Here is a 12,009-nt window from a genome sequence, read left to right on the forward strand (position 1 = left end):
ACCAGCCGCCGGTCAAGTATCGGCAGCTGGCTGCTTAAAGGTGTTTTGATCCCTGTCTCAAAAACGGGGTCAGTCCCCATACCCGTTTTCAACTTAAAGGTGTTTTTATTTGCCTCACTCTATGGGGTCAGTCCCTAATGACTAGTCCGGCTTTTTCGATTGTTCTGTAAAGCCCCTTCTTATTTCATATAAATATAACACAAGATGAAAGACAGATTTTATTATAAGAGAAAGCTACCCTTAACATGGTGCCAACTGTATTTTTCATTATCAGAAAATAGTCGTGAAAATTCAAAGTGTATTTTATTTGTTTTTGTAAAACGATCTATAAAGATGAAGGATTTGGAACATTTGTGTGGAATAAGTTATAGTTCAAATAAAATAAAGATTTAAGGAAGTAGTAAAAAGAAGGGGAGTAGTAAAAACGAAATATGAATAAAGTAAGTGTAAGTAGGAAGATTAGACAAAAGTATATAGGAGGATGTCATGGATAGGTTATTTAAAGGGTTGAATGTTTTTATGATTCTTTTGTTGATTGGTTCTCTTTTTCCACAGTTCGTTGCTGCGAATGAAAGGGAGACACCTAGTGCTGATATTCAGGCGGAAGCTGTGGTAATTGAAGACCCCTATTTAGAATGGATTATTCGTGCACAGCTTAATAAACCATCTGATCCGCTTACGGTGGAGGATTTAGAAAGTCTGACAGGGATTTCAGCCCAAGACACCAGTATAAGCAGCTTAAAAGGGCTTGAACCGGCCGTAAACCTTGAAATCCTTCATTTGGGTGGAAACGATATTACAGATTTAACACCAATCCGTAATTTTCAGAAGCTGAAAGCACTCACTATTAATGGAAACAAGGTGGAAGACCTGCAGGCGTTAGAAAATTTAAATGCGCTAGAATACTTAGACCTCTCTGGCAATCAAATCAGTGATATCAGCATTTTACATAACAAGACAAGTTTAAAAGAACTTTCTTTAAACGACAACACAATCAGTGATATCTCAGCATTGCGTGCATTAACAAACCTAGAAAAACTGTCACTTGATAAAAACAATATTGATAGTATTCAGGCCTTAGGTGAATTGACGAAGATCAATGAACTGTCTGTTTTTGCAAATCCGATCAATATTTTTACAGATCAAGCATCGGCAAATGTGGCAGCTGCTTTAATTGAACGGAAAGCTATTGTTATGGGGAATGATGAAACACCTGTCAATATTCCGGATGCCAATCTTGAAAGTGCAATCCGTGCAGAGATTGAAAAAACCGATGGCCCATTGAATAAAGGAGATTTGTCTAAGCTGTCCACTCTGGTGGCCGTTAAACAGGGAATCAGGGACTTAACAGGACTTGAGCAGGCTGTAAATTTGCGATCATTAAACGTAGATCAAAACCAAATAGAAAGTCTTATACCTATTAAAACACTGACCGCTTTGGAAGAACTAGAGTTGTTAGGAAACAACCTAACAGATTTAAGCCCAATAAGTGAAATGACTGACTTAATCAAATTAGACCTTGGCTCAAATAAAATTACAGATCTTCGTCCACTTGAAAATCTTAAAAAAGTAACAGAATTAACAATCAGTTCGAATGACATTACTAATTTAAACGGTATTTCCAATTTAACCGAGTTAGAATGGCTGGATCTAGAGGCCAACAAGGTAAAGGATTTGTCCCCTTTGCAGAATATGGAGAGTTTAAGTATGCTCGACATTTCGCAGAATGAAATTTCTTCAATGACCGAAATTAAGAATCTTCCAATCTCAGAGAAATCAGTGGAGTTTGCTGAGAATCCAGTTTCACAATTTGCTTCTTTGCCCGGTTCGGAAGAAGCCGTAACGGTTGATAGAAGAAAAGAGTGGACAATTACATTTAACCAGGCCGTAGACCCGGAAAGTATCCAACGAAACAGTGTTTATGTCATGGAAGGAAATGTACGGATTGAAAACGACCTTGTACCAGCTGTAGACGGAAAATCTGTAAAAATTTTACCGGTAGAAGGCGGATATGCACCGGGACAGGAATACACCATCTATATAACAAAATCGGTGAAGACGAAAAACGGGAAAAATTTAAAGCAGCCAATCATAAAGAAATTTCAAATAGCTCCTGAGGAAACTAGAGGTTCACAAAACTTTATTGCAGATCCTGCCATATCCGAAAGAAAATTATTGAAATTTGCAGATCTCGTTTATTTAGATTTCCATAAAGTCGATCATAATCAGCCGACAATCTACAAGGCTATGGGAAGAGAGCATTTAGAAGGGAATATCGAGTATCCTATTTCCACAACGCTGCAGAAAAAGTGGGAAAACTATTCAGATAAAACTCGGGAAAATTTAATCGAGCATGACAGAAACACCTCAGAACAAGATCGTTTCTACATTACTGGAATAGACTCAACAGTTAGCCTCAATGAAATTTACTTTTGGAAGGTATTGGATACCCGGAAAGGGAAGTCTGGATTTTATGCTGCGGCATTTCAAAGTCCTGATAATTCAAAAATTGTTATTGCTTACAGGGGATCTATTTCAGTAGCCAAACCGTTACGGGACCCTGGAGATTGGTTTGGGGATTGGATAAAAACAAATGGGTGGGCGAATTGGGGTCATGAAAATAGTAAACAAATAACACAAGCTATCGAATTTTATCAGGAAATAGAGGAAGAATATTCACAAGATTCACAACCGGATATCTTCCTTACAGGGCACTCTCTTGGTGGGTGGTTAGCGCAACGGGTAGCAGCAGAACAATTGGAAATATCTGAAGATAATCAGTTTAAAAAAGCTGTGACCTTCAATGCTCCAGGTTTTGAGAAACCGGAAGACGAAGTAGATAATAACTACTTAAAACCTGAGCAATGGAAGAATAAAGGCAAACAATCATATAGAGAGAAAATAGATAATATTTGGATAAATTACGATTTTACCGGAGGATGGAGAGAACATTTAGGTACAGATATACTTTTTCCGATTGATCACATAAAAAAACCTCTAGGAGAACCAGATAGTTGGTTAGATGAACGCGTACACTGGCATGGCATAGGACATTTTTATTCCCCAAGAGCGTATTTAAGCCTAGCGGAGATGAATGAAATTGATTACAATGAATCGGCTATTATTAGAGATTTGTGGAAATCAGACTTTGATGTTTGGTATCGTCCAAATCAAAACCCAGAAGATAGTTTATTCATGGAGTTACCCTTTACTTACAATGTACCGTTAGATATTTTTCTTGCAAAAAAGCCGGGTGAATTAGATGGAAGAAAAGGCTACAAATTTAAACTTCCAAACGAAGTAACAAGCTTTGATAAGTTAATTATTTCCCCAATTAAACCGGAGACAATGGAAGATTCCTTGAACATCAGAATTGAGGATAAAGATGGAAATATGATTATTCAACCACATGACTTCACTACTGAAGATGAAAAAATGGAGTTAGATATTTCAAACTTAAAACCGGACGAAACATATTTCCTTTTCATAAATGGGAGCAGTGGGGATGCGTATAAGCTTAAAATTGGTTCTGAAGGTTTAGGTAAGATAACCGGCAAAATTACAAATGCTTTAACAGGCAGAGGACAGGAAGATTTGACTTTAACCTTCCGAAATGGCACAAAAGATCGCCCGGGAGAAGTTGTAGGGTCTAGCTCTACAGATTCTTCAGGTAATTATTCTATGGACTTGCCAGGCGGTAATTATGTTTTAGAAATTGCTGGAGAGGGCTTTTTTACGGAAACGATAAACGTTGTATCTCTAGGGAATGGACAGATAAAGGAAAATCAAAATGCATCTGTTTCCCCGGTTTTACCGGACGGCGAAGTTAGGATTGTCTTAGAATGGGGTGAATCGCCATCAGATTTAGATTCCCATTTAACTGGGCCAATACCAAATTCAGCAGAACGTTTTCACGTTTATTATTCAAATAAACAACAGCAGTTGTCTGGAGCAACGCTTGCAGAGCTGGATGTAGATGATCTCGACTCGTATGGACCAGAAACAACCACTATTTATAATCAAACAAGCGGTACCTATAGATATTCGGTACATGATTACACAAATAAATCTAATACAAGAGAAAGCACGGGACTCTCAAGTTCAAGAGCAAAAGTGAGAGTGATTTTTTCAGATGGAAGAGTAGAGACATTTAGTGTGCCCCAAAACACTCCAGGTACGCTATGGACAGTTTTTGAGCTTAATGGAAATCGAATCAATCCCATCAACAGATTGAGCTTTGGAGAGAGCACATCTAGCATTCAAGAGGAAGGTCAGCAAAAAAGCAGAAGTGAAGAGAGCATTATTATTAATGATGTTAATAAAAAACCAAAAGAATAAACCAATCAAACAAGCAAACAAAGATAGCTGAGCTAAGTTTTTAAAGCAGCCTTTTAAGAAAATAAAAGGGCTGCTTTTTTTATGAAGTCATTTGGTCTGTTAAGCTATAACACTCTAAGAGTTGTCTATGTCCCTGACGCTCTACTGAGCAGCCTGAGAGCACATCGTGAGTGTGTCCTTCGTGAGCGAGCAGTGCTGGGAGATAAGTATCTTCCATGTGACTTAGTCGTATGCACGAAAGGCGGAAACTGGGTACATCCGAATAAATTTAGACGGGCGTTTAAAGTGACAGTTGACCAGTAATGAATTAAAAAGAATATTGAACCAAAATAGCATGAAACCATAACTGATTTGCGGTATTATACAGGTGAATACACATCTGAAGGGCTTTGGATGTGATAATTGGCTAATCGTCCATAACATTAATACTACGCGCCCGTATTTTGAATGGCCTTGAGTTTATGGGCGTTTACTGGGATCCAGCACTGAACAATACAGGCGGTAAAGAGCAGTTTATCAGCTACCCGCACTCACCAGTTAAAGTCATCGTTATTCCAACGAACGAAGAAGTCATGATTGCGCGTGACGTTTCCCGTTTAGCTGGTGTGTAAGGCGCTGCAGCAGCGTTTTACGTGAATGACTGGTTATGGTGACAAGTCAGGAAATGAGCTTTTGGATAGAACATTTGGTGAAATAAACCATGACCTGAATGTCACTTTAAAACCCTCTTATGTGTTGAAACCATTACACACTAAGAGGGTTTTTTCATTGGTAAAAAAGAAACGAAAAACACAGGCTCAGGAAACACTGTCGGTTGAAAAAGCCAGAGAGGCTGTTACAAGAATGAAGAAGCTTGAGAATCTATCAAAGCACACGCTGGAGAGCGGTCAGAAGCTGTTTAATGACCTTGAATGCCGCTTTTCCAACAGAAAGCTTGTTTCTAACTTTACCATTGCAGATGCCAGGCGATTACAACTAGAACATTGGATTTGCTTGAACAGTTTATCCCTGAAACAGAGGAATTTGATTTTAAGTATATCTTTTTAACGAATACGGGAAAACCGCTGGTGAGCGGCACAGTGCGAAAGCAGCTAAGAGACATTGCCGAAAAGGCAGGGGTTAAACGAAGAATTTATCCTCACTTATTCAGGCATACAGCATCTAAAATGTTTTTGGAACGTGGAGGCTTGATGGGGGTATTGCAGAAGATTCTCGGGCATCGTGATATTCAAACGACAATGATTTATTCTCACGTATTTGACACGGTTATAAAGAGTCAGCACGAACAGTTCCTGTATCCGGAAACGTTGATAACCGGTAAGAGGTGCGGGTATGAGCGTGGTTATACGAAATTGGCTGAAATGTGGCCGCGTCATATACGTAAAAAAGAGGTGTCTCCAGTTGGGGATGTCTTTTTTATAAACAAATATTTTTGTGAACAAGCTTTTACTAAGATACAGGGCAGTTTATACGGTTTCGGTTTTTGAAAAAAAGTATATTTTAGAAATGGATAAAATGGCACGATAGACTTGTGCCTGCCGTCGTGATGTAAGTTGACGTTTATGGTTTTAAACCAATAAATATAAAAATAATATAATAAGAAGAAACAAAAATGCTTTTGGAGAGAGATGGAAAGAGTGCCGGAATGGTGCCAGCATCGGATTTATCCAGGCAAAGCACAAGGGAAATCCATGGAGTCGTTTTACGGAGATGAAAATGGACAAAACAAGATTTGTTTATGTTTACTATTTTTTTCACTCAAAGGGCTTATTTTTCTTTTTTTAAATACGGAATAATTCGAAAGCGAGTGAGTGGGTTTTATGAAAAATTTATTCAATAAAGACGTGCAGTCACTCGAAATTTCCGGGATCATAAAAATGTCTGAAATCATTAAAGCATATGATGATGTTGTGGCACTAACAATAGGCGAACCTGATTTTCAAACGCCCTTTTTAGTAAAAGAAGCAGGGAAGGCTGCCATAGACAACAACCGCACGTTTTATGCACCAACGGCGGGGGAATCTGTACTGCGAAAAGCAGTATCATCATTTATGGAACGGAGATACCATTTATCGTATAATCCCGACACGGAAATTATTGTCACGAATGGGACAACAGAAGCCGTTTTTCTTACATTGAAAACCCTTTTGTCACCGGGTGATGAAGTGATCCTTGCAACACCCGCTTATCCAGGGTATGAGCCCGTTATAAAGTTGTGCGGCGGTATGCTCGTGCCTATTGATGTTAGCGGTACTCGTTTTAAGTTAACAAAAGAACAACTGGAGCAAGCCATTACACCTAAAACGAAAGCAATCATTCTAACATCCCCTTCTAATCCAACAGGTGCCATCCTAACAAAAGATGAGTTAATGGATTTGGCGAAAGTCATCGAAAAACATCATGTTTTCGTCATTTCAGATGAATTGTACAGTGAATTGGTTTTTGATCAGCCTCATCAATCCATCGCTTCATTTCCCTCTATAAGAGAAAAAGTAATTGTGATTAATGGAGTGTCCAAGTCTCATGCGATGACGGGATGGAGAATCGGATATACGCTTGCCCCTTCCTATATCACCAATGAACTGTTTAAAGTTCATGAATACCTCAATACAAGTATCTCTTCTATCTCGCAAGAAGCCGCTGCCTATGCCCTCAATCACGGAGAAAAAGAAGTGGAACAAATGAAACGTGAATATCAAAAACGGAGAGATTACCTGTGTAAACGATTAAATGCCCTGGGATTCGATACAATGGTCCCTGATGGCACGTTTTATGCATTTCCGAGTATAACAAGATTTCATCATGATTCCTACGCATTCAGCATGGAACTGTTAGAGCAAGCGAAAGTAGGTCTTCTGCCCAGTACCGTTTTTACAAAAGGAGGATCGGATCGGCTACGTATCTCCTTTGCTTATTCGATGGAAAAGTTGAATGAAGCGATGAATAGAATCGAGCAATACTTAAAAATAAATAAAAAAGGCATGTAACAGGATCCATTCATCCGTACACGAACTACGGGAAGCCTGGCACGAAACACGGGAAAATGGCGGAATACCGCATGATGAACCTGCCCTGTATCCAGAGACGGTGGATAGCCGGTAAGGAGAAAGGGAAGAGGATGGCCGCGCGAAAATTGGATGAAAGGTGACCAAATGTGTGGCCAGGAAAACAAAAAATATTGCAGGATGCGACTACGGTCATTTGCGTGAAAGAGGTGTCTTAATATGGCATCTCTTTTTTGTTCTGGTTGCTATACGCCTTACAGCCGCAAAAAGCCTGACGATGGCTCGAATCTATTAAGAAGCAACTATAAAAGCCAGTTGATGCCTATAGACTGCGGTGTGTACGTGGATATTGTGCTTTGCCATTCCTTTCATTTCACGCAGATTTAAAGAGTTTGTTTGGGAGGCAGCCAGGCACTCATCATCCGTTTATTTGGCTGGTATATAGCCCATAGAATCGGAACGAATCTTGCAGCACGTACACGCTATAAGAAAAACGATATGAACGACGCCATAAACAAATTATCAAAGGCTAAAGGCCAAGGCTTTAAAACTATGTTTGTTAAGGAGGCGTTTGAGAAGGTACTGCGTGAGAAATACGGCTGGGATCCGGATAAAGACCAGGACGGCTGGCCGAACACATAAAAAAAAGCGGTCTAGTGAAGTGACCGCTTGAATCGCAACTGGAGATACATTTAGTATATGCTTTATATTAAAGCCGTTGAGGGCGGCTGCCACAGTGTTTAGCAATCCATATAAAAAAAAGCCGCGGAAAGCTCCGCAGCGACAAAAATGCCATTTCTAAGCGCTTGAGAACTCCGGGGGGGGAGTCGCTGAAATGGCGCTGGATCCTTTAACTTAGCACTTGCCGTAGCCGCCTTTGAATGAAGCGCCGATGATAATTAAAAGAATGAACAACACTACAATCAGTGCAAAGCCATAGCCGTAGCCGCCGCTAGAACCGCCACTGCAACCGCAGCCTCCGTAGCCGCCGCCGTAACCGCCGCCGTCGTAACCACCGTAGCCGTAACCACCGAAGAAACCCATACTATTTCACCTCTTTTATAGAAAAGTAGTGAAGCAATTATATAAATCAATTTCATTGAATTGATCTATAATAATTGAATCTATGTTATAGGATATGAACAGATATACGTATTGGATTGAGCGGTTGTCTCCTCTGATCATCTTTTTCTATGAAAGAGAACAATAATTTAAACTGGAAGTATTATACGTACGACAAAACGTAAAAAAACGCAGCAATCAGCCCTCGCAGGTGCCGCCGCTGGAGGAACGGCATTACCTTGCCATGGAGCTGATGTTGAAGCCGTATTATGACCGAAAACGTGACCGTAACCACTGGCTAAACCGTTCAGAAATTGCGGAGGCCGCCGGCGTATCCTGTATACAGCTTGATCGTTGGGATCAGCGCAGAAACTTCCGGCATGAAGGCACCGCGTATACTTGCGTAAGACAACTCCAAAGAGTCCCAACGCAGGCGGAAATGGCTTTAAAAGGCTATGCAGTTCATTTCAGTGCCATAACTGAAAGGACTGGTACCGTTTTACAAATGCAGTAATACCATCTGCTGTACAAAGGCCCTCTCTGTCTTCATCTCTCATGCATCCAAGTACATTATTATGCGAAATGGATTTGGAACATCAAACCATTTACTGGCAGGTTGATAAAGAAAGAGACAATTTTAAAGCGGCAGTTTGCATAGAGGAGCATCGGGAAAGAGCTTGCTGCGGCCAGTATACCGCCAGTCATAATAAATCCCTTTTGCCTTATTCATCTACGCAATGCGGGGGGCTCGCCTCCACACCCCCAGCCAGCTGCCGCCCAAAAACAAGGGAAGAACACATAAAAAGAGCGGCTTAAACCTAAGTCGCTCTAGAATTATCTAAAACCCTTTATCGAATAGCCATATATTTTTGCTAATTCTTGGAATGATTTGTATGAATAAGTGATTGTCACAGGTGTTCCGTTAGCGACTTTATCATATAGCTTAATAATGTCGCTGTTATACATTCTGATACATCCAGAACTAACGTAACCACCGATAGAGGCCGGTTGATTGGTTCCGTGAAGGGCAAATACATTTCCTGTTTCAGTTCCCCAATTTCCCGGCACGCTGAAGCCAATCCATCGTGCGCCAAGAGGATTATTTGGTGAACCACCAGGGATATTTTTTTTGTAATAAGGTCTATTTTTGACCATATTCACCACTTTAAACTGCCCGACAGGGGTGAGCTCCCATGTGCGGCCTGTTCCTACTGGTGCAACCATTTCAATAAACCCATCGTTTATAAACACCATCTTATTATAAGCTTTGTTGACTATGATAAGGTCATTGTTTTTTTCATTACCAGCTTCCGCTTTCGTGGATAGAATACTTACGCCCAGTGCAAATGATGTTAACACTACAAATAGGTTTTTGAATAACTTTTTCATCAACAAATATATCACTCCTATGATTCTGCAACCCAGCCATCATAGTTTAAAACCTTAGACCTGTAGCTTTGCGTCCCAATCTTTTGAATGGTTTGCCTTTATCTTTTTAAAATTTAAAAAATACATTATTACAATTATATTACATATTTTTCAAATGTAACGAAAAATAACTTTAAAAATTAATTACATTTGAGGAAAAAGACGGTAAATAACGCAGTTTGCTTTATTGATCTGCACCATGCAGGGACTTGCCCCCGCCCTGCTGCAGGCTGCCGCCCAAAATCAAGGAGGAATTATTTAATTTGGAGAAACCGGCCAAACGGTATAGTCAGGTTATTAAATTTATGGGTAATGATGTCCGAATCTAAAATTTCCGCAAAAAAGGAAGCATTTTCAGTGCTGCATCAACGATTGTGATGGAAGAAGGCGTTACACAATTGACATTGGAAGCTGTTGAAAAAAACGGCTTAAGCAAAGGAGGATGGTTATATCATTTTCCGGGCAAGGACGCCTTGATTAAAGGAATGGTTGAAGACTGGAGTAATCAGTATTTTAAAGAAATACAAGAATTAGCTGCAAATGCGAACGGGAATGACGGGAAATGGAAGAAAACGTATATTAATCTGTTTTTTTCGATTTTGTTAAGAGCAAAAAATCGAATTCTGCACTAATGACTGCAATCAAATTCATTTCTTTATAATAAGAAAAATTGGTTAATGGATGATGGATGGTATTGGCGCTGAAAAAACAAGAAGTTAATGTTCAAAATGGTTCCATTACTTTCAATGAAACAAAAAACAGTTTGTACAGGATCATTGCCGGTCTCCCAAAAAACATGAGCCCTTTTAGAGAAGCTAAACGATCCTAATTGATTCACATGTTCTTGATGACACAATTAAAGAACAATATGAAACACTCAGTCCTGTAAAAAATTTAAACGATGGAAAAAACAAAAATACGAACTTCATAAGTAGGTTCCAAAAAAAGAACATAAAAGACTCCATTTTATAAAATATCTCATTTCCTTGTGTATGATGGATCGTGGCCTGTATACAAGACAGTGGACAATCGATAAGGAGCAGGGGAAAGAGTATAGCCGTGTGGAAGCTGAAGGAGAGAATCGCACCCATAAGGATTTTCCATGTTTCCGCGGCTTCGGCAAATACACACGCTGCCACGAGACCGGATATCAGACGCTTTATTTTGTTCACTCATTTTTCTCTGTTTCTTTTCTCAAATGGCTGTATAATGAGAAATAGACAATGAGAGAGGCAGGATACTGTGAATTACATCGTACTTGATATTGAATGGAATGCGTCCAAATGGAATCCGCACCACCTGGAAGAAATTATCGAAATCTCGGCTCTGAAAGTGTCACCCGCTACATTGGACGTGGTCGATGTCTTTTCATCCCTGGTGAAGCCGGCAGAACGGTTAACATCGTTTACGAAAAAACTAACAGGCATCACGGAGCGGGCTGTGTCTTCCGCCCCGACTTTTCCGGATGTATTAAAGAAGTTTAAGGCGTTTCTTGGCACGGAGGAATCTTGTTTTGTGACATGGGGGAAAGAAGATTATCGGTTCTTGGAAAAGGAATGCCAACGTTACCGGCTTCCTTCTCTGAACCTGTCCACCTATATTGACATATTGCCGATTCTTCAGTTTGGCCTGTATGATACCTTTAACGGCAACACCCCCAGCCTGACTAAAACCATGGAGGTGTTCCAAATCGAGGCAGACGGGCAGGCACACAACAGCTTAGATGATTCGATGAATACCTTAAAGGTGTTTCGCTATCTTCACGGAAAGCTGGATGTTCATGCGGCGTACAAATCAAACAAAACACCCGAAGAACGGTATCTGCACGAGGATACACTGAAATCCAGCGGAAAAAAGCAATTAATGAAATGCATCTTCACGTATATGAAAAAGCATGACGTAGACGATGTGGCATTCGATGCCTTTTTTAAGAGCCCTATCTGGCTGGATCGGGCCGCTGCACTTGATTTGAATGAACACGTAACGGCTGTTTTTAAAACTGATTTTGACGCGCAAAAACAAAAGGCATCCGAGAAATATATATCCCACAAAGCATTGCTGCTTGCCAAAAAATGAAATGTCAAGACGATAGTCTGCTTAAGAAGAGGTGCCCTGGCAAGGCATCTCTTTTTGCTGATCACACTTATGCACCTTGCAGCCGCATTTTTGGAATTCA

Annotated in this window: 8 protein-coding genes, 3 pseudogenes and 1 riboswitch; of the genes and pseudogenes, 9 read left to right on the forward strand and 2 right to left on the reverse strand. The window is 40.1% G+C overall.

Features of this window, described 5'->3' with window-relative positions; all coding sequences use genetic code 11:
• Positions 1 to 486 precede the first annotated feature (486 nt).
• From L2D08_RS05870 to L2D08_RS05900, 7 genes and pseudogenes are all read left to right on the forward strand, one after another.
• Complete coding sequence (locus L2D08_RS05870) at positions 487 to 4,338, forward strand: leucine-rich repeat domain-containing protein (RefSeq protein WP_242232830.1); 3,852 nt, start codon at positions 487 to 489, stop codon at positions 4,336 to 4,338.
• A gap of 428 nt (positions 4,339 to 4,766) precedes the next feature.
• A pseudogene (locus tag L2D08_RS05875) lies at positions 4,767 to 4,949 on the forward strand (acetate kinase); the annotation flags it as partial.
• Positions 4,950 to 4,974: 25 nt separating this feature from the next.
• On the forward strand, positions 4,975 to 5,385 hold the full coding sequence (locus L2D08_RS05880) for a hypothetical protein (protein WP_242232831.1): 411 nt from the start codon (positions 4,975 to 4,977) through the stop codon (positions 5,383 to 5,385).
• On the forward strand, positions 5,328 to 5,825 hold the full coding sequence (locus L2D08_RS05885; protein WP_242233163.1) for a tyrosine-type recombinase/integrase: 498 nt from the start codon (positions 5,328 to 5,330) through the stop codon (positions 5,823 to 5,825). The genes L2D08_RS05880 and L2D08_RS05885 overlap by 58 nt, the downstream gene beginning before the upstream one ends.
• Positions 5,826 to 6,158: 333 nt before the next feature.
• Positions 6,159 to 7,325, forward strand: a complete 1,167-nt coding sequence (locus L2D08_RS05890) for an aminotransferase class I/II-fold pyridoxal phosphate-dependent enzyme (RefSeq protein ID WP_242232832.1) — start codon at positions 6,159 to 6,161, stop codon at positions 7,323 to 7,325.
• 5 nt (positions 7,326 to 7,330) lie between these two features.
• Positions 7,331 to 7,440 (forward strand): annotated as a pseudogene (locus L2D08_RS05895) (preQ(1) synthase); the annotation flags it as partial.
• A gap of 299 nt (positions 7,441 to 7,739) precedes the next feature.
• The gene (locus L2D08_RS05900; protein WP_242232833.1) at positions 7,740 to 7,985 is read left to right on the forward strand and encodes a hypothetical protein; all 246 of its coding nucleotides are present in this window, start codon (positions 7,740 to 7,742) and stop codon (positions 7,983 to 7,985) included.
• Between the two features lie 213 nt (positions 7,986 to 8,198).
• On the opposite strand, the pseudogene L2D08_RS05905 reads toward L2D08_RS05900, so the two are convergent.
• Positions 8,199 to 8,288 (reverse strand): annotated as a pseudogene (locus L2D08_RS05905) (YjcZ family sporulation protein); the annotation flags it as partial.
• A gap of 951 nt (positions 8,289 to 9,239) precedes the next feature.
• Positions 9,240 to 9,794, reverse strand: coding sequence for a L,D-transpeptidase (locus tag L2D08_RS05910; RefSeq protein WP_242233165.1), 555 nt, complete (start codon positions 9,792 to 9,794; stop codon positions 9,240 to 9,242).
• A 23-nt stretch (positions 9,795 to 9,817) separates the two neighbouring features.
• Positions 9,818 to 9,901, reverse strand: a riboswitch (cyclic di-GMP riboswitch).
• Positions 9,902 to 10,231: 330 nt separating this feature from the next.
• Here L2D08_RS05910 and L2D08_RS05915 point away from each other — a divergent pair.
• Positions 10,232 to 10,465: a TetR/AcrR family transcriptional regulator gene (locus L2D08_RS05915; protein ID WP_242232834.1), complete on the forward strand. Its 234-nt coding sequence runs from the start codon at positions 10,232 to 10,234 to the stop codon at positions 10,463 to 10,465.
• Positions 10,466 to 11,075: 610 nt separating this feature from the next.
• Positions 11,076 to 11,909 (forward strand): 3'-5' exonuclease, encoded by an 834-nt coding sequence (locus L2D08_RS05920; protein WP_242232835.1) that lies wholly within the window; start codon positions 11,076 to 11,078, stop codon positions 11,907 to 11,909.
• Positions 11,910 to 12,009: the final 100 nt, after the last annotated feature.

This window comes from Domibacillus sp. PGB-M46, from assembly GCF_022668875.1.
In the GTDB taxonomy this organism is placed as follows: domain Bacteria; phylum Bacillota; class Bacilli; order Bacillales; family Domibacillaceae; genus Domibacillus.